The 24,579-nt window shown below is 44.3% G+C and carries 23 protein-coding genes; 16 read left to right on the plus strand and 7 right to left on the minus strand.

Translation table 11 applies throughout. The annotated features are described in order from the left end of the window. Nucleotides 1-6: 6 nt before the first annotated feature. The gene (locus AC4IE7_RS17880) at nt 7-999 is read right to left on the minus strand and encodes a sulfotransferase family protein (protein ID WP_490778227.1); all 993 of its coding nucleotides are present in this window, start codon (nt 997-999) and stop codon (nt 7-9) included. Nucleotides 1,000-1,009: 10 nt separating this feature from the next. Further along, nucleotides 1,010-2,257 (minus strand): glycosyltransferase family 4 protein, encoded by a 1,248-nt coding sequence (locus AC4IE7_RS17885; RefSeq protein WP_490778228.1) that lies wholly within the window; start codon nt 2,255-2,257, stop codon nt 1,010-1,012. A 324-nt stretch (nt 2,258-2,581) separates the two neighbouring features. On the opposite strand from AC4IE7_RS17885, the gene xrtD reads away from it, so the two are divergent. The 7 genes from xrtD to AC4IE7_RS17920 all read left to right on the plus strand — a co-directional run bounded on the left by xrtD (nt 2,582) and on the right by AC4IE7_RS17920 (nt 11,591). Next, nucleotides 2,582-4,159 carry a VPLPA-CTERM-specific exosortase XrtD gene (gene xrtD, locus AC4IE7_RS17890; protein WP_490778229.1) on the plus strand — a complete coding sequence of 526 codons (1,578 nt, stop codon included), beginning with the start codon at nt 2,582-2,584 and terminating at the stop codon, nt 4,157-4,159. 180 nt (nt 4,160-4,339) lie between these two features. Continuing rightward, a complete protein-coding gene (locus AC4IE7_RS17895) occupies nt 4,340-6,751 on the plus strand; it encodes a tetratricopeptide repeat protein (protein ID WP_490778230.1) in 2,412 nt (803 codons plus the stop codon). 233 nt (nt 6,752-6,984) lie between these two features. Further along, a complete protein-coding gene (gene rfbB, locus AC4IE7_RS17900; protein WP_490778231.1) occupies nt 6,985-8,046 on the plus strand; it encodes a dTDP-glucose 4,6-dehydratase in 1,062 nt (353 codons plus the stop codon). After that, entirely contained in the window at nt 8,046-8,933 is an 888-nt protein-coding gene (gene rfbA, locus AC4IE7_RS17905; RefSeq protein WP_490778232.1) for a glucose-1-phosphate thymidylyltransferase RfbA, read from the plus strand. The genes rfbB and rfbA overlap by 1 nt, the downstream gene beginning before the upstream one ends. Nucleotides 8,934-8,935: 2 nt before the next feature. Next, nucleotides 8,936-9,508, plus strand: a complete 573-nt coding sequence (rfbC, locus tag AC4IE7_RS17910; protein ID WP_490778233.1) for a dTDP-4-dehydrorhamnose 3,5-epimerase — start codon at nt 8,936-8,938, stop codon at nt 9,506-9,508. Between the two features lie 7 nt (nt 9,509-9,515). Beyond that, nucleotides 9,516-10,412 (plus strand): dTDP-4-dehydrorhamnose reductase, encoded by an 897-nt coding sequence (gene rfbD, locus AC4IE7_RS17915; protein WP_490778234.1) that lies wholly within the window; start codon nt 9,516-9,518, stop codon nt 10,410-10,412. Between the two features lie 183 nt (nt 10,413-10,595). Beyond that, entirely contained in the window at nt 10,596-11,591 is a 996-nt protein-coding gene (locus AC4IE7_RS17920; protein ID WP_490778235.1) for an ExeA family protein, read from the plus strand. 999 nt (nt 11,592-12,590) lie between these two features. Here AC4IE7_RS17920 and AC4IE7_RS17925 read toward each other — a convergent pair. Next, nucleotides 12,591-12,773: a DUF4372 domain-containing protein gene (locus AC4IE7_RS17925; RefSeq protein ID WP_490778236.1), complete on the minus strand. Its 183-nt coding sequence runs from the start codon at nt 12,771-12,773 to the stop codon at nt 12,591-12,593. Nucleotides 12,774-13,039: 266 nt separating this feature from the next. Here AC4IE7_RS17925 and AC4IE7_RS17930 point away from each other — a divergent pair, with 266 nt between their 5' ends. From AC4IE7_RS17930 to AC4IE7_RS17955, 6 genes are all read left to right on the plus strand, one after another. After that, nucleotides 13,040-13,849: a class I SAM-dependent methyltransferase gene (locus tag AC4IE7_RS17930; protein WP_490778237.1), complete on the plus strand. Its 810-nt coding sequence runs from the start codon at nt 13,040-13,042 to the stop codon at nt 13,847-13,849. Between the two features lie 1,169 nt (nt 13,850-15,018). Further along, nucleotides 15,019-15,177 carry a hypothetical protein gene (locus AC4IE7_RS17935; protein WP_490778238.1) on the plus strand — a complete coding sequence of 53 codons (159 nt, stop codon included), beginning with the start codon at nt 15,019-15,021 and terminating at the stop codon, nt 15,175-15,177. A gap of 1,549 nt (nt 15,178-16,726) precedes the next feature. Beyond that, a complete protein-coding gene (locus AC4IE7_RS17940; RefSeq protein WP_490778239.1) occupies nt 16,727-16,909 on the plus strand; it encodes a hypothetical protein in 183 nt (60 codons plus the stop codon). A gap of 255 nt (nt 16,910-17,164) precedes the next feature. Next, a complete protein-coding gene (locus AC4IE7_RS17945) occupies nt 17,165-17,305 on the plus strand; it encodes a hypothetical protein (RefSeq protein WP_490778240.1) in 141 nt (46 codons plus the stop codon). A 521-nt stretch (nt 17,306-17,826) separates the two neighbouring features. After that, nucleotides 17,827-18,630 carry a DUF8606 domain-containing protein gene (locus AC4IE7_RS17950; protein ID WP_490778241.1) on the plus strand — a complete coding sequence of 268 codons (804 nt, stop codon included), beginning with the start codon at nt 17,827-17,829 and terminating at the stop codon, nt 18,628-18,630. A gap of 87 nt (nt 18,631-18,717) precedes the next feature. Continuing rightward, nucleotides 18,718-19,089, plus strand: a complete 372-nt coding sequence (locus AC4IE7_RS17955) for a hypothetical protein (protein WP_490778242.1) — start codon at nt 18,718-18,720, stop codon at nt 19,087-19,089. A gap of 390 nt (nt 19,090-19,479) precedes the next feature. Here the strand turns inward: AC4IE7_RS17955 and AC4IE7_RS17960 are convergent, their stop codons facing one another. The 4 genes from AC4IE7_RS17960 to AC4IE7_RS17975 all read right to left on the minus strand — a co-directional run bounded on the left by AC4IE7_RS17960 (nt 19,480) and on the right by AC4IE7_RS17975 (nt 21,106). Beyond that, on the minus strand, nt 19,480-19,911 hold the full coding sequence (locus tag AC4IE7_RS17960; RefSeq protein WP_490778243.1) for a hypothetical protein: 432 nt from the start codon (nt 19,909-19,911) through the stop codon (nt 19,480-19,482). Then, entirely contained in the window at nt 19,904-20,143 is a 240-nt protein-coding gene (locus AC4IE7_RS17965) for a hypothetical protein (protein WP_490778244.1), read from the minus strand. Before AC4IE7_RS17965 ends, AC4IE7_RS17960 begins: the two co-directional genes overlap by 8 nt. Beyond that, a complete protein-coding gene (locus AC4IE7_RS17970; RefSeq protein ID WP_490778245.1) occupies nt 20,143-20,355 on the minus strand; it encodes a helix-turn-helix transcriptional regulator in 213 nt (70 codons plus the stop codon). The genes AC4IE7_RS17965 and AC4IE7_RS17970 overlap by 1 nt, the downstream gene beginning before the upstream one ends. A gap of 100 nt (nt 20,356-20,455) precedes the next feature. Beyond that, nucleotides 20,456-21,106, minus strand: a complete 651-nt coding sequence (locus tag AC4IE7_RS17975; RefSeq protein ID WP_490778246.1) for a hypothetical protein — start codon at nt 21,104-21,106, stop codon at nt 20,456-20,458. 113 nt (nt 21,107-21,219) lie between these two features. Between AC4IE7_RS17975 and AC4IE7_RS17980 the strand changes: the two genes are divergently transcribed. Genes AC4IE7_RS17980 through AC4IE7_RS17990 form a run of 3 tightly spaced genes read left to right on the plus strand, consistent with a single transcriptional unit; the run spans nt 21,220 to nt 24,545 of the window. Then, entirely contained in the window at nt 21,220-21,396 is a 177-nt protein-coding gene (locus tag AC4IE7_RS17980) for a type II toxin-antitoxin system antitoxin (RefSeq protein WP_490778247.1), read from the plus strand. 18 nt (nt 21,397-21,414) lie between these two features. Further along, nucleotides 21,415-23,625 (plus strand): type I restriction-modification system subunit M, encoded by a 2,211-nt coding sequence (locus tag AC4IE7_RS17985; protein WP_490778248.1) that lies wholly within the window; start codon nt 21,415-21,417, stop codon nt 23,623-23,625. Then, nucleotides 23,622-24,545: a virulence RhuM family protein gene (locus AC4IE7_RS17990; RefSeq protein ID WP_490778249.1), complete on the plus strand. Its 924-nt coding sequence runs from the start codon at nt 23,622-23,624 to the stop codon at nt 24,543-24,545. Before AC4IE7_RS17985 ends, AC4IE7_RS17990 begins: the two co-directional genes overlap by 4 nt. Nucleotides 24,546-24,579 lie beyond the last annotated feature (34 nt).

A 24,579-nucleotide genomic window follows, 5' to 3' on the forward strand; every position in this document is an offset into this window, starting at 1 on the left:
CAGTATTTAATAATTAAGTTTTGACATTGTTTCATTAAATAATTTGTCAATTGGCTCTAGAAGATCAGGATACGGTTTTGATTTGTTAGTATACAATATCTGCTCGCTATATTCGTAGACTGATTCATCATGCTCAAGGTCGCACCACTCAAATAGATCACGTAATACTGTTGATTTAGAAGATAGAAGATCTTCATATTTTATTTTATAAATAAAATTAGAGTGTATGGATTTTTGTTTTAACCCTTCACGCATAGTAATTATCCACTCTAATGCAGCACGATTTGTATGATTCAAATCTTCTGTTACAACACTTCGAATATCTTCATAGTATGAGTCTTTATCAATAATTTGCTCTTTTAGGTAGTTCCATTTAATATCATTTCTTCCCCACCAGTCTTCTGAATCTTGATTTTTTATAATACCCAGTCTTTTTGACCATAAATCAATTGAATGAGTCGCATCAGAGCCATTACGTGTAATAAATATAATTTTCGCATCAGGAAATAATTCCAGAATATACTCCGTGCGAAAAATAAGTTCAGGATATTTGTCGACAAGTCGGCTTGAATTAATGAACTTAAGATATCTAGAAAAAAGTCTATATGATATAGTTCTGGAATTACTAGTAATATCATTTTTAGTTAAATGAAATATTCCACCGGATGGAAAATAATCACCATTTATATCGTGTCGAGAGTCCACAAGACTCCATATAGCTTTCGGTTCATTTAAGAACCCGACATCTTCATGCAAAGAAAATATTACTCCTAGAATGGTTGTACCTGACCTTCCAAGCCCTGTAATAAAAATAGGTTTTATTAACGAAGGCGTACCAGGAATTGATTTAATCAAACGCAAAAATGCAAAAACAACCGGATTGATCCATTGCCACTTAGTCGTATGAGGTCGACCCTCAAATAGGCTATAACTTATAATGCGCCTAAGTATTTTTCGAATACCGTATTTTTTATACGTACTATCTAATTGAGCAACCATAATAGTATTGTTACTGATTAACGCCTAGTGAACTATAAAGTTTTGTCATATCGTTATAATACCTTTCACGTGTGAATGTGTTAGCGACAAAATTCCTAGCATTTTTTCCAATTGTTGAAATGCTTTGATCAGGCATAGATTGCATTTTTAATAAAACATCTTTCAACTCTTCTGTATCATTACTTTTAAAAATATAACCTGTAATATTATCCTGAAGCATTTCAGGTATCCCTCCAATATTAGCTCCTAATACAGGTTTTCCTGCAGCGTATGCTTCAAGAATACTGATAGGTGCGTTTTCATACCATTCTGAAGGTAGGACTATTGCTCTCGAATTATGTATAAGATCCCAAAGTGCATTGCCTGACTTATATCCAACAAACTTTACGTTATCATTTTCCGCAGAAATAGATTTTAATTGTTTTTCATAAGGACCAGTTCCCGCAATGACAAGATTAATCTTGGCACTAATTGCAGCATCAATAAGTGTGTCGACTCCTTTTTCTGGTGCGAGACGACCAAAATATAGGAAGTACTTTCCTGGGTTATAGTTTGGAACTATTTTAGAACTATCAATAAAGTTTGGTATGTAAACTAATTTTTTCTCATTCCAACCCCATTCTATTAACTTTTTACGAAAAAAATGACTTGGAGTTACAATATAATCAAGATTATTTCTGTATAAACCAAAAAGCTTATGAAATGTTGATTCAATAGCAACTAGTGAACTAACTGACAGAGAATTATGAATACAACGATTTTTAACAAGATTAAAAAGGTTTCCTTTTTTGCATTTTTCGCATATACCATTACTATTTAACATTTTATAGGCTGGACATGCTATTTTTAAATCATGTGCGGTCATTACACTTGGTATGCCTTTACTGTTTAATAGACTTAAAATAGAAGGTGACAAATGGTGATATATACAGTGTGAATGAGCAATGTCAGGGTGAAACTTATTTAATAGTTGATTTAGTTTTTTTCTTGCTTCGAAAGAGTAAATAACCTTACTGCTCATTAATAATTTCTGATATGTGCTATATGTACTGCCAAACTCAAGTTCATTAATAAAATAGTCTGACCAAATAGAGTGCGCATTTTTAGGGTGATGCATTGAAAATAGTGCCGTATCCCAACTATTGTCAGAAAACATTCTGTCATGATCTATAAACACAGCGTCAGATCCACCGCGCCTGTAATTGTAATTATTGATAGAAAGTATTTTTGGACGGGTACTATTGGTTATAAGCGGCACGTTGATAAAAGTCCTTTTCTTTGTAGATTTTAATATGCAGTGAGGATTTATTTCAGTGCTAAATTATTATACTATATATGTTCCATAAACTTCGACAAACTGTCAAATAAACTGTGATTTGATGCATGAAAAAAAATATTAAATTCACTAGACTACTATAATAAAAATTGATAAGAACACTAAAAGCTCATCATAAATACTTTAAACATTAGTGATATTATTCGATAATTGTGAATTATGTAATAAATGTTTGTTTAAACTGACGACGAATATTATATAAGGGATTGATAGTTATTTTATAAAGGAAGGATTAAATTCATTACAATGGTACCCTCAGAATCTATCACAGGCTGGCGCAGTCCAAATCTAATATGGATTATCTCGGCAATTTCTGTATTACTCTTGACTTTCGGGTATTGGAATGGCATAAGCGATATGGTAGTACGGTGGTCAGAAAAGGAGGAGTACGGATATGCTTACTTCTTGCCTGTCATTACGGCTTATCTGATATGGCAGCGGCAAAAAGTACTGATTAAGCTTGAATTTAACCCTTCTTATATCGGTGTTACCACTATCATCGGAGCTGGTCTTCTTTTCTTTATAGGAGAAATAGCTACTACATTTACATTAGTGCAGTATGCCCTGATATTGACTATTGTCGGTATGTCATACGCACTACTAGGTTGGCATGCTTTCAAACAAGTCATCGGCCCTCTTTTTCTACTTTTCTTCATTGTTCCTCTACCTCCCTTCATTTACAACAATCTTTCAGGAAACTTACAACTAATCTCATCACAAATAGGTGTAGAGGTTATTCGTTTGTTCGGGATCAGTGTATTTCTTGAAGGAAATGTCATCGATTTAGGTAATTATAAACTTCAGGTTGTAGAAGCTTGCAATGGATTACGATATCTATTTCCACTAGTTAGTCTTGCTTACCTTGCTGCTTATCTATATCGGGTCGAGCTTTGGAAAAGGGTTGTTGTTTTCCTATCTAGTATTCCAATAACAGTATTCATGAACAGTTTTCGAATTGGCGTCATTGGTGTGCTGGTTGATCGTTGGGGGAATGATCAAGCAGATGGTTTTTTACACTATTTTGAAGGCTGGATTGTATTCATGTCCTGTCTGTTAATTTTGTTGCTGGAAATGGCGCTACTGGCAAAAATTGGCAGGTCTAGTCTGAAACTCCGTGACGTCTTTGGCATAGAGGTGCCTAAAGCTCTACCTAAAGATATGACACTTAAACTCCGGTCTGTTACCCCTGTCCATTATGCCATTCTAGGTTCTGTATTCTTAATTGCAACTAGTTCAATCTATGTAAATTACCAGGATGAGGTTCAGCCTAATCGACAGCAATTCACTGATTTTCCTATAAAAATAGGAAACTGGCAGGGTGATGAAGGTATGTTGGAGGAGTTCTATCTGAAATCATTAAAGTTAGATGATTATTTAATTGGTAACTACACTAATTCGGCTAATACGATTGTTAATTTCTATGTCGCCTACTATGCATCTCAACAGGCTGGTTCAGCTGCACACAGCCCGCGTTCTTGTATCCCGGGTGGAGGTTGGAAAATTGATAATGTAACTGAAGTAGAAATACCGGGACTTAAGGTCAATAGTGAACCACTAAGAGCAAATCGACTAATGATCAGGCGAGGTGAAGCAAAAAAGTTGGTCTACTACTGGTTTCAGCAACGAGGTCGTGTGATTACAAACGAATGGCTGGTAAAATGGTATCTGTTTCTGGACAGCCTCACCAAGCATAGAACTGATGGTGCTCTTGTTAGGTTGACGGTTTCTATTGGTGATGGAGAAAGATGGTTAGATGGAGACAAAAAACTTGAGGCATTTGCTACTCAGGTAGCTCCCTTGTTGGATGACTTTATTCCTAAATGATAGTTTTCTTGATGGAAATGCATCTTCACAATTGCACGCATAATATTGAATCAGATGTACTGTCTTCTTGAGTGAATTGTTTGGTAACGGAATCACAACAGTTAGCTTGTAAAGTGATAAATTAATGTTCTACCTCTGATGTATGCAAGGTGGACATTCTCGGATAAGTAGGATATGTCAATGAAGGCGACAATGGATCTTTTTTTCTATTTTAAAAACTCCCTATTCATAATAGTACTATGTTCTGCCCTTACACTGGTTTCGGGATGCTCCAGTAAGGAAGATCGAAAGCAAGCTTACTTCGATCGAGGAATGGAACTTTACAATCAAGGTAATTACACCAAGGCACTTCTCGAATTCAAAAATGTTATACAGATCGACCCTAAAGACGCTGACGCATACTTTATGTTTGGTCTATTGGAAGAAAAGGAAGAGAACTGGCGTAAGGCATTTTCCCTTTTTTTTCGCGCAGTTGAATTGAATCCAAAACATCAGGATGCTCAAGTACATCTAGGAACAATTTATGTTTTGGCTGGAGAGACGGAAAAGGCCCTTGAGGCGGCTGGTACGGTTCTTGCCGTCTCCCCGGATCACGCTGAAGCACTCGTCTTGCGAGGTTTTGCGCAAGCGAAATCTGGCAAGAGTGATGCAGCAATAGATGATGTTTTAAATGCGATATCATCTGACCCGGGTAACGTAGAAGCCGCCTCACTTCTATCGGCACTATATGCGGATAAAGGTGAGATCGATCGGGCAATCAAGATAGCCAAGGATTCATTGGCACAACATAACGATCGTGTTGCGTCATACCTGCTATTAGCCAAGCTCTATGCGAAGGCGAATAGAGATGAAGACGTTGTTAGAGTGCTAACTGATTTAATTCAGTCCAAGCCAACTGAACTACAGCATCGCTTGCACTTGGCTGGTTACTACAAAGAGAAAGGAAAAAATGACTTGGCTGAGAAAGTCCTGAGGGAGGCTGTACTGGATTTGCCTGATAGTGTGGTAGCGAAAATGGGGCTGGTTAACTATCTGAAAAGTATCAATAATTTAGATGGTGCTGAGTCGCTATTGAGTGAGTACACAGCCCGGTATCCTGAGAATCAAGCCTTCAAACTTGAGCTGGCGGGATACTATGTCAGTGTGAACCGAAAGGCCGAGGCGCTCACAGTTCTGTCTGATGTTATTGATCAGACTGGATCTAATTCTGAAGGGCTGAGAGCCAAAACCCTCAAGGCTAGCATTCTTGTAAAGGAGGGTTCGGTTGATCGGGCAGCTCAATTAGTCGATGAGGTACTTGAGGCAGACTCAAAATATAAGGATGCACTTTTAGTGCGTGCGGGTATAGCCCTGGTTGGTGATGATCCAGATCGAGGCATTGCTGATCTACGAACAATACTCCGTGAAGATCCGGGTTATGTAAAAGCACATCGCTTGAAGGCAAGATCTCACTTAAAGAAGGGGGAGATTGAACTGGCGCGGCAGAGTCTGGAGGATGCTATCAAGATTCAGCCTCAGGAATCAGTGACCAATTTTGAGTTAGTCCAACTGCTGATTAAGATGGGAGAACTTGATGATGCAGCAGTTGTATTGCAAAAGATGCGTCGGTTCGCGCCCAAAGATATTACAGTGCTTCGAGGTCTTGGAATCGTCTATCTCAAACAAAAGAACTGGAATGAATTGATGAATGTAGCAAAAATTCTTCAATCAGAACATAAAGATGAAGCTTTGGGTTACTACTATCAGGGGCAGATCCTCCAGAGTAGGGGGCAACTGGAAGAGAGTGTACCTCAATTTACGCACGCATTAGAACTTAAGCCCGGGGCAATAGATGTGCTTGTAACATTGGCGAAAAGCTATATGGGATTGAAGCAGGCTGATATGGCGCTTAAACAGATTGATAAGGCGGTGAAAGCAGATCCAAACCACTTCCTTGCTTATAATTTGTTGGGTGAGCTCCACCTCTCACAGAAGCGGTTTAAGGAAGCTGAACGTGCTTTCGAGCATAGTCTCAGCATCAAAAATGAGTGGCCTGTTCCCTATCGTAACCTGGTTAAAATAAAGCTTTTGGAAGGCAACCACTCTGATGCTGTAGCCGTTTTGAAGAGAGGATTTGGGAATACAAATGACCCGGTTTTGGGTATCGAACTGGCAAATGCACAGGATCAGCTCGGGCAGGTTGAAGAATCGATTGAAATCTACCAGCGCATTATTACTAAGTATCCTGATCATGTGTTGGCAGCCAATAATCTGGCAATGATTCTCCTAAGGGGAGAGCCTAATCAGGATAAACTGGATCAGGCATTGAGATTGGTCCAGGGTTTTGTCACATCCGAGAATCCAATTGTGCTTGATACGCTTGGGTGGACTTACCTTAAACGCGGGGAAACAGATCAGGCCATATCAGTACTCAGGCGGGCTCATAGTAAAAGTTCTGAGATACCTGAAATAGATTACCATCTCGCCTTGGCTTACCATCAGAAAGGGGATAAGGGGGCGGCAAAAGATCATCTTGATGCAGCATTAGCATCAGGCAAGTCATTTGAGGGGGTGATTGAGGCCAGAAAATTGAGTCAGGAATTAATGAATTAATCGTATTGTGACTATTTGATAACAATATATTTGCTTATGCTGTCGACGTGTTTTTAGTTCTATAGCGTATGGAATGGAAGGAGCCGTGGTAATGAAAAAGGTATTTAATCGACGTGATAGTATTTATCAAAGCAAAAATATACATAGTTGGCTTGTGTTTATCTCTGTATAATTCCGCACTGTGTTTTTTGTTGCCTAATCTATAATTTTCAATTATTTAAAGTAGTTACATAATGAAAACAATTCTCGTGACCGGTGGTGCCGGTTTTATCGGTGGTAATTTTGTCCACTTTCTCCTCTCTTTGGAGAATCCGCCTCGTGTTGTGAACCTGGACGCCCTGACCTATGCCGGTAATCTGGATACTCTGCAATCGCTGCAAGATCATCCGAATCACCATTTTGTAGAGGGAAAAATTCAGGATCAGGAGCTGGTTTCGAGCCTTTTTGAGCGCTTTCGACCTGATGCTGTGGTCAATTTTGCTGCTGAGAGCCACGTTGACCGGTCAATCGATGGCCCTGCCGAGTTCATTGATACCAATATAGGTGGTACTTTCAACCTGTTGGAGTGTGCCAGATCTTACTGGCAGACCTTGTCTGCTGATGAAGCTGACTCTTTCCGGTTTCTACATGTCTCCACCGATGAGGTCTATGGCTCATTGGGGGCGGAGGGGATGTTTACCGAGACTACGCCCTATGCCCCGAATTCACCCTACTCAGCATCCAAAGCGGCCTCTGACCATCTGGTACGTGCCTGGCATCACACCTATGGCATGCCGGTATTGACGACAAATTGTTCAAATAACTATGGTCCATATCAGTTTCCCGAAAAGCTTATTCCGCTCTTCATTCAGAAGGCGCTGGCTGGTGAGCCGCTCCCTATCTACGGCGATGGTAGTAATGTACGGGATTGGCTCTATGTTGAAGACCATTGCAGTGCTATCTGGCGGGTACTTGAATCGGGAAGGGCTGGAGAGGTCTATAACGTTGGGGGTAATAATGAGATGTCCAACCTGGAGGTGGTGGATACCCTCTGCGCCTTACTGGATGAATTGGCCCCTGACTCTGAATATATACCCCACAATCAGTTAAAGACTTTTGTAAATGATCGGCCAGGCCATGATCAGCGATATGCGATCGATGCAGGCAAACTTGAGCGTGAGCTGGGTTGGACGCCCAAGGAGACCTTTGAGACAGGATTGAGAAAAACTGTTCAATGGTATCTGGAAAATGTGACCTGGAGCCAAAGGGTTCTGGACGGTAGCTATCGTGGTGAACGGCTGGGGCAGGGCGAGTGATGGAAAAAACTGTAACCAAAGGTATTATTTTGGCTGGTGGCTCAGGCACTCGTCTCCACCCACTCACGCTCACGATTTCAAAGCAGTTACTCCCGGTTTATGACAAGCCGATGATCTACTACCCGCTTTCCACACTGATGTTGGCAGGAATTCGGGAAATCCTGATTATTACTACCCCTCAAGATGCTCACCTTTTCGAGGGCTTGTTAGGTGATGGTAAACAGTGGGGTATTAATATCACATATGCGGTGCAGCCTGAACCAGGTGGGTTGGCCCAGGCTTTTATTATCGGGCAGGAGTTTATAGCTGGGGATCCATGTTGTCTCATACTCGGTGATAATATCTACTACGGCCATGGTTTGGTTGAGTCGCTGAAACGGGCTGCCGTTTCTACGGATGGTGCTACAGTTTTCGGCTATTGGGTTAAGGATCCAGAACGCTATGGTGTTGTTGATTTTGATGATCAGGGACTGGTCAGCGGGATTGAAGAGAAACCAGAGAAACCGAAATCAAACTATGCAGTTACCGGCCTCTATTTTTACGATGAGCAGGTAACAGATCTGGCATTGTCCCTCAAGCCTTCACCACGAGGAGAGCTGGAGATCACAGATCTCAATAAATGTTATCTGGAAATGGGTAAATTGCAGCTGGAAAAGATGGGGCGTGGGATTGCATGGCTCGATACCGGTACTCATGAGAGCCTGATCCAGGCCAGTAATTTTATTGAAACAATAGAGTTACGCCAGGGATTAAAGATCGCCTGTCCAGAGGAGATTGCCTTCACTCAAGACTGGATCGGTGTAGAGGAGCTGAAATCGATGGCAGAGGCCCTGAGCAAAAACGGCTACGGACAATACCTGCTTAGCCTCTGCGAGCGGAGAATGTAGACATGGATGTGCAAGAGACAAAAATTCCGGGGGTGCTGATTCTTAAGCCCAAGGTTTTCGGTGACCAGCGTGGCTGGTTTATGGAAAGCTGGCAAAGTGATCGATATGCATCATTTGGTCTGCCACAGCGATTTGTACAGGATAATCAAGCCTATTCAGAGCGGGGGGTTTTACGTGGCCTGCATATTCAGAATCCTTTTGGTCAGGGAAAACTAGTACAGGTTATTCGTGGTGAAGTTTTTGATGTGGCAGTCGATGTGCGTAGAGGCTCACCCTGGTTTGGGCAGTGGGTCGGTGTACATCTTTCAGAATCCAACCACCATCAGTTTTATGTGCCGGAAGGTTTTGCCCATGGCTATCTTGTGCTCAGTGAAGACGCCATATTTTCATATAAGTGCAGCGATTATTACCATCCAGAAACCCAATTTTCAGTGCTATGGAATGATCCTGAGATTGGGATCGAGTGGCCATCTGATCTAATCCCATTGTTGGCCGAAAAAGACCGGGATGCACCTCTCCTCAGTGAAATAGAGACAGAGTTGCTCCCTATATACCAACCTGAAAGTTCCTCGTAAGGTAGTCATGCTTCGTCCTAAAATTCTTTTGATTGGTTGTGATGGCCAAGTAGGCTGGGAGCTCCAGCGGACAATGGCTACATTTGCCGATGTGGCGGCAACTTCGCTTTGTGGTAGCTATGGTTATGCCTTGGATCTTCTGGATACAGAAGCTGTAAAAACGACAGTTGCAACTCTACAGCCTGATTACATTGTTAATGCAGCTGCACATACAGCGGTTGATAAAGCAGAATCTGAAATCGAGCTATCACATCAACTGAATGCTGAGGCCCCTGAGCTATTGGCGCATATGGCTGCTGAAGTTGGTGCAGTGATGGTCCACTACTCGACAGATTTCGTCTTCTCTGGTGAAAGCAGTACACCCTACACGGAGGATGATGAAACCGCCCCACTTGGTGTCTATGGAGAGACTAAACTGGAAGGTGAGCGCCGTATTCTTGCGGCAGATGTGAATGCTTTGATTATTAGAACAAGCTGGGTATACGGCAATCATGGCCAGAATTTCATGAAAACTATGCTGCGGTTATTCAGGGAACGAGATGAGCTAAGTGTGGTGGACGACCAGAAGGGGGCGCCAACCTGGAGCCGTATGATAGCCGAGGCAACGGCACAAATTATTCTCCAACTCCATCTGGGCTTAAAGCAGATCAATCAAGTGGAAGGGCTCTACCATATGACAGGAGGTGGAGTAACCAGTTGGTATGGCTTCGCCAGTCAGATTCTTGCTCTATCAGGAGAATCTTGTTCTCTGAAACCCATAACTACCTCTGAATATCCAACCCCGGCACAGCGTCCAGCCTACTCAGTACTTGATAATTCAAAGTTAAATCAACAATTTAACTTAGTTTTGCCTGATTGGATTAGCTCCCTGAAAAGATCTATGGAAGATGAGGTCATGCTATAAAAAAACAGCTAACTAACAGTCCTTAATTGACATATCATAGTTAAATCAACAACTTACAGAATTTCAGCTGAAATAGTGAAAATGTCGATCTGATTATTGCTGTAAATCAGCGTTGCGTGAGATAATAACAGAACCATAACCTAATATTTGGAGAAGTGGCTGCTTTCCTGAGCCTGAGCACGGATGTACGAAGATTTCTACGGTTTTACTGAAAAACCATTCACCTTACTTCCAGATCCTTCTTTCCTGTTTTTAGGGAAAAAGCATAGTACTGCCTATGCCATGCTTGAGTATGGGATGGTTAGTCAGGCAGGATTTTCAGTAATAACAGGTGAAGTAGGCAGTGGTAAGACAACACTGATCCGTCATTTGCTCAACCAGTTGGATGAAGATATTACTGTTGGACTGGTGAACACCAGCCATCACGATATGGGAGAACTCCTTCAGTGGGTACTGTTGGCATTCGGGTTGGATTACCGTGAAAAGGAACGGGTTGTTCTACATGATGTTTTCACCCAATTTCTCATTGAGCAATACGCTCAAAACAGACGAACTGTACTGATTGTCGATGAGGCTCAAAATCTGCAAGCCCAGGTTCTGGAAGAATTAAGACTGCTATCGAATATCAATGCAGATAAGCATCAAGTGTTACAAATTGTGCTTGTCGGCCAGCCGCAGTTACGCAGTATGCTAAAACATGATGATTTTCTGCAATTTCAACAGAGAGTCTCAGTTGATTACCATTTATCTGCACTTAGTGAAGATGAAACGCGGGCCTATATCTTTCACCGAACCCGATTGGCAGGAAGGAACAAGCCTCTTTTCACCAAGGGCGCATCTACTCTGATCTACCGTGCCAGTCAGGGGATCCCCCGGGTTATCAATACAGTTTGTGATGCGGCTCTGGTTTATGGATTCGCCGATCAGAAAACACTATTGGATAGCAAACTGGTCATCTCGGTTTTAGAAGATAAAGCCAAGGCTCGAAATGGCCACACTCAGAGTAATCAGGATGCGTCCAACATCGTCAAGCCAGTTGTTTTAGCGGGCGGCCAGGCTGATTCCGTAAGGCCTCAGCGTGAAGATCATGGAGAACTTGGTAAATCAGGTAGGCGCATAACAGATTTCAATCGAGATTCTGCCAAGCTACTCTTCAAGAAATATTATCACGATTCATAAATTGGGATTCCCAATTAAATTACACGGTTTTAAGATATCCCTTCCTTCTCACGAATTTTATTAAACATAGATGGTGGGGCGTCTTACTCATATGTATCCGCGAATTTAGCAGCTGGCCAATTAGGGGGGTGCTAGTGGATCAGGCTCGTAATAGAGATGTTTAAGGAATAAGTAGCTCTGGATCACCTACAAAAACGATCACTTCTCGGATTGATGTTGCTTATACATGGGAGATTCCAACTGTAACAACAATTTTTTTATCTGGCTTGAATACTCCTATTCCTACTCCGTCAGCAGCAAACTTTAGTGTAATTCTAACTGCTGACTTACTTATACCTGCGAATAATCCAACATTTGATATTCAAGCTTGACTTGCAGCCTGGGCATAAAAAAAGCCGGTTGTTGTACGGGCTTTTGGATTAAAAAGTTTTTAATGCTGAAATGGTGGCGGCGTCATCCGCATAGCCGATGTAACCATATGATATTACTCCTAAAGTAGGAATGTGAATTTCAACGATACCGTCAATGGTACCGTCACAGGTGTTTGCTACTACCCTCAATATCTCTCATAGAGCCGCTGAAGGCGAGTGATGACACTCCTGAATCTGATAGCAGCACAGCCTCTGAGACTCGATGAACTCAGATTAAGGCTCAGGCGGTCACAGTCATCACTTGACTGAAGTGGCAACCATCAAAAAGTATAAGATCATCAAATGCTGAGAGTTATATGCGTCTAACGCTGATAATTTAACGAAGTTCAGCAACCATTCTGTCCAAAACTTAATCATTACTCCTTTGAAAATCACCGAGTTTTGCAACAGGAGGTGAACCTCACATTTTCAGGCCTGGTTGTTTATCGTAATTGAGAAAGATATTTTTTTAGATGGGTGTCATGTTTATTTTATTTATTTTTGTTTATTTTCATTGCTCGTTAGGATCAGAGACTGACGAAGTCGGCCTAGATCAGTCAATCGCATTTTTTGTTGGCATCGGCTAGAGTCAGTGAGAGACCTTTGAACGGATGCCCATGTGATAGAGCTTTTTGCTCTGTACCTGAAGGTAGACTTTGATATCGAGCAACTTCTCCCGATAGGTGAGTTGCACAAAGGCTATACTCAGGTCATGATCTTGGCAGATAAAGTGCTCGATGTGGTGATTGCCATTGTAGCACTGAACACACACGTCGAAATGTGTGCAGCGGCATGTGTTCGAACGCCTGCGCGAAAAAGAGTTTGTCTGTGTGCATCGCTTAGTCGCTCCAACTCTGAGTGCCAAGCTAGAGCGTGGCTCCAGTTGGTTCGGCAGTTCAAGTCGGTCACTGTCTGTACTGCATCATTTCACTAGAGAAACATATAGTTGTAGACAATTAAGTAAAAATGTTCCGGGCACTACTGAAATAGGATAATTCTACAGCCTCGTTAGCTTACACACTAAAAGGACTTTATATTATGAATGAATATACGTTCGATCCCATACAATTCTATGCATCATACCCAAATAAGGTGATTGCTCGGCCAGGTTATCCCGCTCGAGCGGCTTATAAAAGTACTCTTATGTTCGGTCTGTATGGTCAGTGTGTTTTGAATGACATTGGTACGATTGCTACCTATGCGGATATTGGTGGTTGTTTTGGCTTCGGTGCTAACTCGATGGCCTTTCAGATATCAAAGCGACAAGGCACCTCACCGAAGACAGTAGTTTTCGAGCTTTCAGAAGAATTCGTGAGGATAGGTAAGTTACTATTACCAAACGTTGTTTTCGTCAAAACGGAGTTTAGACAATGGAATGGCGATGTTAGCCGCTTCGATCTCATTTCCTTGTTTGATGTGGTTGAGCATATTGTTGATCCAGAGACCTTTCTTCGACAGGTTTCTGCTAGAAGCAAATATGTGATGTTAATCACTCCTCTGGAGACGAGTGGGATTTTGCGTGGCAATAAGCCACCGGTTTGTCAGGGCAAGAGCCATCCGGACGGTCACGTTAACTTTTTCACCGCCAGAGGATACGAGAGCCTGCTAGATGCAGCTAATCTCGATATCGTCTCGTCTCGTCTAGTCCTAAGCATAGTCCCACCTGGTGCTGACGCGTTCTTAACACCAGAATCTTTTGATCCTGGTTTTTTGAGTTCTTTCATGCGACCAAAGAAACTTATATTTGATGTGTTACGCAGATTCCCCAGCGTAACATGGCAATTAATGCAGAAGTTTGTCGGGCATGGAAATCATCTTTGCCTTTGTAGGTCACGGTCATTCAATTAAAACTCATTAGTAAATCATCGTGACCATACAATCATGTCGATATTTTGTATCAAAATGTCAGCTTACGCATGTAATCAGCCAACCATAAAAAGCACCGTTTGTTCCTAGAGAAAAAGGGGATATCCAGTGTGCCGAGCGAAATCGGCAAGAGATTAGGGGTGAAAGTCCTCTACCCGGAAAGGTGTAGTGAACCACCTGGCTCCGAGATATGGCCGCTGACCTTGAGACTAAGCGTGTTATTCGAGTGCTATCCTTTGGCAGTAAGTAATGAAGAACGTGCAGCATTGCTGCCCTGGAATATTAATTAAGCACATAGGGGGGTGAGTGAGGGAATCCTATCTTTGGCTGGATGCTTACATCGTATCAGCTTGAGTAACGATGTGTTTCGCGTACATACGGTTCGGACAAACTGGATAAAAGCGATCATTCGAAGGTTATTGCCACAGTTATCAATTCCCCACCATTTGTCCTTGTAAGTATAATCCTAAAAAGATCAGCTGGACGGCGTTAAGTGTGCAATTCTCGCTGTAGTGATTCATCCAACAGGTGACCAGGTGCATCGAAGCTATTTTTAACAGAATCAGGAACCTGATATAAGAATGGAGCGGCCAACTGATTAATAGTCCAATGAAGGGAATGCCTTTCTCATAAGGTCTGTAGCGCGGTTTGTGGGCATAAAAAAGGTGAACTGTGCTGGTCAGTTCACCTTTTTCAATTGGGGGCCACAGCCATTGGTGAGTTTGTAGTTTTTCTCTTTCGGTTTGACATTGAGGATGGCGCTGCCGGTAACTCCAATGGCAGGAATAAGTAGAGTTAACGTCATTTTGGGTGGTTGTAACTATAAAAAATAGACGGTAACGGATGATGAGGCAATAAAAAAGCCAGCAAAAATGCTGGCTTATAGATCTTTTTGGAAGTGGAAATGGTGGGGCGGGCTCACTCGAAAAATAATCACAAGTGTTTGTATAATAAGTAAAAATATAATTAATAAATCACAAGATACCGTCAATGTTACCGTCACTTTGAGTTCTAGCTTGAAAGCATATTCCTGTGAAGCCTGGTATTAAGTGCATTGTAATTAATCACTAAAGTATGTTGATTGTGGTAGAGTCTTTGTGAATGTGGTTTCAATATAACCAACTGAATATATGGGATAAATAGATTTTGCTATGGGTGAAAAAGCCAAACAGGTTGCTGCCTTTATGCGAGCACAAAAACAGAAGAATATGAGAAAGGAAAGTCAGACGCGAACTCTTCGACAAAGCGATTCTACAAAGAGTCCAGATGCTGCAATAGGCAAAGGACGAGAACAAGCTGAAAGTGTTTAATTGTAGAAATCTAGCGCAATAATCTCAGGAGTTTGAGATCCACAATCAATCTTGCAATCCCGCCATTGAATGTCAATACTATTCACCGCTGTTTTTTTGTCTAGTGCACGGGGTGGATTCCCGACTCTCATCATGAATCCATAATCCCGCAAGAAAAGACGAGAGTCGGATTTGTCAGGGTGTGATTGAGCAGCAACAAAAAGTAGCATGTGATTGTTAAATAGCCCAGTGCGTTCGCAGACGTTTGTCCGGTCCAAAACCAAGCGTGCTGGCGAATGGGGTAAATGTGCCGGACATTTATGGTGGGGTTCGCTCCCATCCGAGACCTTAAATATATAACACCAAGTGATGAGAAAAATTTTAATAGTATGAGTTGACGATTTTACCTCCGTTAGACCGCAATTACTGGTTTAGTAACTGGTAACGGCATTTTGTTGCTGAAAAGCAGCAATTAAGAGTGCTGGATTCTGTTGCGGCACGCGAAATATCGCGTATTGATAACGGAGAGATTTGTGAAAACTGCGTACAGAAAGTCACTCAGGGACTATATGACAAAGGCACAGCTTAAATCGATGGAAAACCTGCCTACTTACCATTCCAATTGCTTAAAAAAGACTGGTTTAGCGCGCCCGGGAAAAACTGCTCGGGATAGGGCAAGAAAGGGTACTACAAATACCTAACCAAGGACATCGGGGGGGTAGGCATTGGGCTGAGTATGTCTATCCCCCCTGATGAATACCGATGCCCAACGGTCAGACAAAAATGACTAATGATGGATCTAGGTCAAGCTCTACGGTTAGTAAAAATTAGTAAAAATATCCTAAGCTCACAAGTTTTGTGTACGGACTTTTGTGTACTTGATAATCAAAGGATTACATTTTTCTCTGCTACATCAAATTCAATTCGGAAAATTCCATTTGCACCTAGCGAGTTGCCAATTATCAATGCTGCTAACTCCCTAGGAGAATGGCTGATTGCCCAAAAAGGCCTGAATGAAATACAGTGTTCTATCATAAGGAAACTGCAATATTATCTAGAAAAACAGATATTTGCAGAAAACGCTGAATCGTTAGAGTTTGGATTCAACGCCGAAAGGGATGATTTGAATCGCACTTTGTTTGTTTATCAGACAAGACCCTTGAGATTTTCAGTAACTATAATCCCGTCCCAAACTATATGGAACAAGATGGCGGTAACCCATTTGGGCCAGTTTTTTGGCATATGGTTGAACAAGAAGACTGCTTTCTGTGGGATAAAAATAAACTTCATGAAAAACCGTACAACGTCTCACGATGGATAGAGGAAGTTTCTAATCCTGAAAAGTATCGCCTTGAAGAATTTATACTGATACCGGAAGTCGAAAAGTAGGTAGAGACTTCTAGACTTTGATTGATGATAACCGAGTCATATACCAATGAATCTGCATAACTGGATCAGCAAAGCCAAGGAACACTGGAAGGAGTTTCAGCCGACCAGGTACCAGGAGCTGAAGGAGTCGGGGCAACTGGAGTAGGCACTTCAGCAAGCGGCCGAACAGACACATCTGGAGATGAGCGAACTGGAGGAGGCTGGGTACCAGAACCATGAAGCGTGGGAGATGGTGAGGGAGCGGTATCTGTTTCTTCCGGAGGAACCGGGCCTGGAGGACGAGGAAGAGTACAGCGAGGGAGTAAGACTGTATCAGGAGGGCGTGGCGATCATGAATCAACTGTTAAAGGATCAGGAAGAGTAATCCCAGCACAGGATAGTGTAGAAACTTCATAAGAGTGTAGAGCTGCCCAGTGTGAGCAAGCAGCTATTTTCTGAAGAATTCGACTCGATCTTTAATGGAATCTCCGGCAGTCGGAAAGATAGACCGGAGATTGTTGCTCTTGACGACTAAACTAGACTTCTTGCGCCGAATACAAAGTTGGCGAAAGAACCGGGCGCACGCTTCAAAGATTCGCATGGTGTTTCCTTCTTGGGCTAAGCCTATGTTATACGGTCCATGATGGAGAGCGGGGCAGACGTTGAGCGCTTGCTGTTCCATGAGACCTATGCACATTATGGCTTGGGCAAGCTGTTTGGTGAAGTGCTTGAGATGAAGCTAAATCGTATATGTCGTGAAATGGTGGCGCCAAAGATCTGATCAAGTAGAGTGACCTACCCGACTCTGAAATTATGACCTGCTCAAGCACGCCATGCGGTGCAAAAGGGAGCAATCGATAAAAGTTTGACTAAAAATGTTCGGTTTTATTTGAATTACCCTTCTGACCAGGCGCGTAAGCCACGATAATGGAAGCTGGTCAGGGAAATCTGCGGTTGGTCATCATTCAGTATTGGTGATATCACCTTGATGCTGGTAAAAAGAACCGATCAGGATAAAAGCTCTGAGGGTATTCTTGATGAGATGCTCAATATATTTTGCGATAATGGTTTGATGGGTTGCGCTGCAAGAGTGCTATCTTGTAAGCGTATTAGCATTCCATGATTGCTCATTGTTGAGACTTTGTCAGAAGCAGCGGAATATAGGAAGTATATAGGAACAGGATATGTCAACGTTTATGTACTATCAAATTCAAAGCCAAATGATGAGTAGTAGCCTAACAATCAGCTCCACAGGATTCGCTCGCTCTCCTGTGAGCTGGGGCGTTATGCCTTTAATGTCCCATGAATAATTACTACGTTTACGTATATATTGATCCAAGAAATTATGAGGAGTTTTACTATGGGAAGGGCAAAGGTTCTCGAAAGGATGCTCACCTGACCGAAAATTCAGATAGTGAAAAATCTCGAAGAATCAGAGATATTAAGATAGAAGGACTTGAACCCATAATTCGAGTGATTGCGAGAAACTTATCCGAGCATGATGCGCTATTGGTAGAAAAGACGCTACTATGGAAATTGGGTAAGCAATTAACAAATATTTCTTCAGGCCATTATGCTGACAACTTTAGACCGCATGACTCTTTACATAAGAAGCTTGGAGGTTTTGATTTTCAAAATGGGTTTTATTATTACAATGTCGGAGAGGGAATCCATAGGAATTGGGAAGATTACGTCAAGTATGGATTTATCTCTGCTGGCCAAGCCCCAAGATTTAGAGACGCCATGCTAGGGTTGCAAAAAGGTGATCTTATTGCTGCTTATTTAAAAGGACATGGTTTTGTTGGTATTGGTCAAATTGTTCAATGTGCATTGCCGGTAAGAGATGTCTTGGTTGGCAATGTTCCATTACTTCAAAAAGAGCTCGCATCTCCAAATATCGCAGACAATTCAAACGACCCTGAAAAATCAGAATATGTCGCATTAGTAAACTGGATTAAAGTTGTTTCGCGTAAGGAGGCTAAATGGAAATCAAAGAGCGGGTTGTTCACATCGCAGCTTGTTCGAGCTTCATTGGATGGTCAGCCGACAACAGTAAAATACTTAGAGTCGGAGTTTTCAATCAATGTTACAGATTTCTTGGCATAACAAAGCCAGTCAGAAGGACAGCCAAATCGCTGTGGGAGGTTCCGTGCGCTTTGTCTCCCCCTGCTGGTGGCGTTATGAGCAATAAGTATGAAGCCTGATCAAGGAATATATGTAGTGATGGCCGATAACGGCGTTGGAGAGTTTCTTTGGTACAAAGACAACGACGCTCCTATTCCCTTGTGCGGTGCCAATGTCTATTCACTTATGGATAGATCCGATCCCGATCCAATAATGTCGAGTGCTCTATTCTCTGATTTTTGCAAATGGGCCGAAGAATATTTACGCAACACGCTATTAATCGAAGTACCAATTAATTTTAATTGGGCGGCATTCAATGAACAAGGAATGGCATTAGCCAAGCGGCTGAAATCTGAATGGGGTGATGAAATTATTGTTCGCTATGTTCGTCCCCCTGAAGATCCAGGTCGAAAAAGAATGGAATTCACAGAGTTTAAGTGAGTGTCGCAAATAACAAATGGCGTTGGTTGTCCGATACTTTGCTCCTCACTGCGACGCCAGGCTTCGCAGAATACCCTAAAGCGTGGGCGTTAGGGTCAATAAAGGAAAGAGATGAGAATTGAGTTAGGGAATACAGTATGGATTGGACTCCTCGCAGAGTTTTCTACTTTTGAAATCTGAACTGATATTCGAAATAGCTCGCATTATTCATCTAAATACAGACTACCCTTATGGTAGATCTAAGAAGGTACCCGCTATACGGGTTAATTCAACTGGATTATTGACCCGCTATACGGGTTAATCAGAGAGTTTTCGCTCCTACGACACAGTAAAGAAGATCATTTTGCCCCGTTATACGTGTTAATGATCTTAGAAAACGGGGCAGTAGTTCTAATTTCGCTTTGGGCGTTGCCAGGGCTTCTTATCTATTCTCCATTCATTTGAAGGTGCCCTGGTTTCCGGGATGTCAAGTTTCCCGCCACACTCATCAATTGCCCACCAAGTCACAGCATACAATGAAGGTAGGTGTCGGCCACCTTGTCTTGTCAGTTTGATGAAGCCGTAATAGAGCAATTCTTGCAAAGAGAGATGAAGTGAATCTCTCGACTTCCATCCCCGCTCTTTCAGAATGCTCCAGGTTGCCGTCAGGTCACCGTTGTTTCGTGTTCCTCCTGACCTAAAACGAAGTTGTGAAACCATATCAATGAGCAGTTTTACTGCTTTAGCGGACAATCGTGTGAAGTTCGGATGGTTCAATACGGAGCAGGGTAGTGGCACGAAGATTCCACTCTCGCGCCTTCCTTTGGCTTTTCGCCTATCCATTGCCATTGGCGTGAACGCTATTCAGGAGATTAAGAGCCTCAGCGTGATCTACAGCAACACCCTGTTTTACAATCATATTTGCCACGTGACCGGGATCATGAAACTGCTGAAGCTCATTCCAATGGGAGTTCATGAGCACGTCGAGAGCAATAATGAGGCCATGCTTATCTTTGCTGCCCCGCAATCGATATGCTTGTTCGATGTATGCAATAATATGGAAACTTTTACTCACTAGTCTGCCTCCCCAAGTTCGAGAGATCTGCGGCTTGCCTCGATTTGCTGATTCAGCCACAGATTTACCTCCGCCTCGATCCAACCTACGGCACGGCTCCCTAAGGAGATCGGTTTTGGAAATCGCCCCTCTGAGATGCGCAGATAAATGGTTGAGCGGGAGAGCCCGGTACGGGTTATAACAGTGGGCAGTCGTAAGATTCTCGTAGACATTTTGCACCTCAGAAGTACTTGTTAAACATTCTGAGATTGTCGACTAATCAAACCGCGAAAAAGAAATGACTGAAAAATAGGTGTTTATTTTTTCGAGCGTTTATGTTCTTCCATTGAGCAATATCCCTCGAATATTTTGGCGGCTGGTTTCTAGGCCACAGAGATTGGCTAAATCTGCTATTAATTGGTAACGACCAGGATAACTTTCAGGAATAAAGGATTCGGCTAAAGTGCGGCTGAAGTAGCCGAGCCATTGTCCTTTCAGGTTACTTGCAGCTTTACCACTAGTGCCTATGTTTTGTGGTTTATCAGCAAAGTACCAGGTAACTTTATTCCTGTATTTATTCTGTACCTTTCGTGTGTTTTGAAGTACAACATCTAGACGCTCTTGATCTTCAGCAGAAAGGAGGGGAGGGAGTTCAGACAACTTCTGCTCGAGGTTATTCACGTAATCGAGCTGTATTCTGACAAGATCTATAAATGCTTTTACGCCTCTTTTATTACCAACCTCTACATAAAATCGGATTTCACATAAAAAATCCAGTAAACGGTAAGCCTGAACCTTGCTGAACGTTGAAAAAAGGTTCTTGATTTTTGGCTGTCTATTCAGTGTTCGTAAGAAAACAAGCCTTTCTGGTACATCCGCCCAAAGTGTGTATTCGCCACGTTTGAATAGCTTGTAACGCTCAAGGTTCCTGATTCGATATTCGCGAATAAAATCTGGTACAGGTTCAGTTATGGTGGTCGGCATATGTTCACTACTTTCCTATCGTCGGATTCAGCACAAGCTATTTTCATCCAAAGACGTACTGTGTAGTATATCCGCAGTACAATTGAATGCTACTCCCAAACTGAGGTTTACCGATGGGTGAGACCAAATCCACGACCCTGACCGTTCGCGTACATCCAGCTGTGAAAGAGGGGTTGAGAACCGTCGCTGAAAATGAGAGGCGCAGCCTGGCCAATATGATCGAGGTGATGATCCGGGACTATTGCGAGCGTAATGACGTCCTGATTCCCGAAGAAAAACCAATTAAATAAGAAGGACTTGCACCGAGAATGAACGGCGAAACCCATAGCCAGCTGGCCAACTTTATCTGGGGTATATGCAATTTGCTGCGCGGCCCTTACAAGCGCAACGAATACCGCAAGGTGATCCTCCCGCTCACTGTTTTGCGACGCTTTGAATGTCTGCTGGCGCCTACCAGGCAGGCAGCTTTGGAAGAGTTCAAGTCAGTGAAGACCAAGCCCGAGCGCGTGCAGCAGGCTCGATTGCAGCAGGTTACCGGTCATCGTTTCTACAACCTGTCGCGAATGCAGTTAACACTGCCGGCTGAGGGTATCCACTCCCTGCTGGATGATCCCAACAACCTCGCGCCCAACCTCAATAGCTACATCAACGGCTTCTCCCCCAACGTGCGAGCCATCATGGAGAAGTTTAAGTTCGGCGAGCAGATCGCCCACATGGCGGAGAAAAACATCCTGTTCGAGGTGGTCAAGGCTTTCGTACAGATTGACCTATCGCCCCAGCGTGTAGATCAGATGCAAATGGGCTATGTGTTCGAGGAGCTGATCCGGATCGGCGCGGAGCAGTCGAACGAGGAGGCTGGTGAGCACTTCACCCCACGGGAGGTGATCAAGCTGATGGTCAATCTGTTGCTGGCGCCGGAGCAAGATCTTGCTAAAAGCGATGTAGTGAAGACCATCTATGATCCGGCCTGTGGTACCGGTGGCATGTTGTCAGTGGCCGAGGAATACATCCGCCAGCTTAATAGCGAGGCGCGTCCTCATCTTTATGGCCAGGATTGGAACGATGAGGCTTGGGCGGTTTGTAAGGCGGATATGCTGATCAAGGGTGAGGATGCCGACAACATCATTCAAGGCGATACCTTCACCAAAGACGGCTTTCGGCCAGGTAACGAGCAAGGGCGCCCCGATCGGTTCGACTACATGCTGGCCAATCCCCCCTTTGGCGTAGAGTGGAAACAGCAACAAAAGTACATTAAACAGGAGGCCGATACCCTGGGTTTTGCCGGGCGCTTCGGTGCGGGTACGCCGCGTATCAATGACGGTGCGTTGCTCTTCCTGCAACACATGATTTCCAAGATGCGCCCCCCAGTGAATGCAAATGGGGATAAAGAGGGCAGCCGTATCGGCATTGTCTTCAACGGCTCGCCCCTGTTTACCGGTGACGCAGGCAGTGGCGAGAGTGAGATCCGTCGCTGGATCATCGAAAATGACTGGCTGGAGGCCATCGTCGCCCTGCCGGAACAGCTTTTCTACAACACGGGTATCGCTACCTACATCTGGGTGGTGACCAACCGCAAGGCCAGGCAGCGTAAAGGCAAGGTGCAGCTGATCGATGCCCGCAACTTCTGGGTGCCGATGGAGAAATCCCTCGGCAACAAGCGTCGCCGCATCGGTGATCCGGATGATACGAACCACCCCCGCGACCCCAGCCACATTGCCGACATCACCCGCGTATACGAGAACTTTGCCGATGGTGAAAATCGCTGGGTTGTTTTTACGAAAGACGAAAAGGTAGTAGGTGTCAGCGAGCAAGAACCGGCGGTTGATGAATCGAAGGGGCAAAAGAAAAAACAACTGACCGTCAGCAAACTCTTCGACAACGAAGATTTCGGCTATCACAAGATTACCGTCGAGCGTCCTCTGCGCTTGAACTTTCAGGCAACGGTGGAGCGAATAGCCCGGCTGGAGGAGCAGACCACCTTCAAGAACATCGCCACTAGCAAGAAAAAGAACGAAACCGTCCGCCAGCTGGAGATCGAGGCAGGCAGGGCGCGCCAGCAGACCCTCCGCGACCTGCTGGGGGCGTTTGCTGAACAGCATGGCGAAACCCTGTTCAAGGACCGCAAACAGTTTCTTATCGCCCTGCGCGAGATAGACCGAGCGCGTGGCGTCAAGCTCTCGTCCGCCGAATTGAAGGCCGTACTGGCAGCCCTGGGTGAGCGCGACGAAACTGCCGGAATCTGCCATGACAAAAAGGGCGAGCCGGAGTCGGATAGCGACCTGCGTGACACCGAGACCGTACCCCTCAAGGAGAGCATCGAGGAGTACTTCCAACGAGAGGTACTACCCCACGTGCCCGACGCCTGGATCGACCACAGCAAGACCAAGGTCGGCTACGAAATCCCCCTGAACCGTCACTTTTACCGCTATGAGCCACCGCGTGAACTAAGCGAGATCGAGGCCGAGATTAAGGGGCTGGAAGGCGAGATTCTCGACCTACTGCGGGAGGTTACGGCATGAGCGCACTTGAACGAGGTGAGCTGATCGTCTACCGCACCGTGGACGGAGAGGCGGAAGTCCGGCTGCAAGCCCTCGACGGCCCCGTCTGGCTGAACCAGGGCGAGATAGCCGAGCTGTTCGATAACACCAAGCAGAACATCAGCCAGTATATCAAGAACATCCTGAAAGAAGCGGAGCTGCTCGAAGCTTCAGTTGTCAAGGATTACTTGACAACTGCCGCCAATGGAAAGCGCTACCAAACAAAGCATTACAACCTGCACATGATCCTGGCGGTGGGCTATCGGGTACGTTCTCCGCGGGGCACCCAGTTCCGCCAGTGGGCCACCGCCCATCTGGCCGAGTATCTGGTCAAGGGCTTCGTTATGGACGAAGAACGGCTCAAGAACCCCGGTGGCTGGGACTACTTCGACGAACTGCTGGCCCGCATCCGCGAGATCCGCGCCTCGGAGAAGCGCTTCAACCAGAAGGTGCGCGACCTCTTCGCCCTCAGTGCCGACTACCGCGCCGACGACCGCAACGCGCAACTGTTTTTCGCCGAAACGCAAAACAAGCTGCTGTTTGCCGTCACCGGCCAGACCGCCGCCGAAATCGTCGTCGCCCGCGCCGACCCGAACGCCCCCAACATGGCGCTCACCAATTGGAGCGGTTCGCGAGTGCGCAAGCACGACGTGATCGTGGCCAAGAACTACCTCAGCGCCGACGAGGTGGACACCCTCAACCGGCTGGTGGTCATCTTCCTGGAACAGGCCGAACTGCGGGTGAAAGAGCGCAAGCAGCTCACCCTCGACTACTGGCGGCAGAATGTTGACCGCCTGCTGGACTTCAACGAAAGGGCCGTGCTCACCCACGCCGGCAGCGTCTCGCGTGAAGCCATGGAGCGCATCGAAAAACAACTTGAAGAGAAGAGGGGTGAGAAATGAATTTGGGTCCACGGAAAACAAGGAAAGACACGGA

This window comes from Candidatus Thiodiazotropha sp. AKAK3 (genome assembly GCF_058244645.1).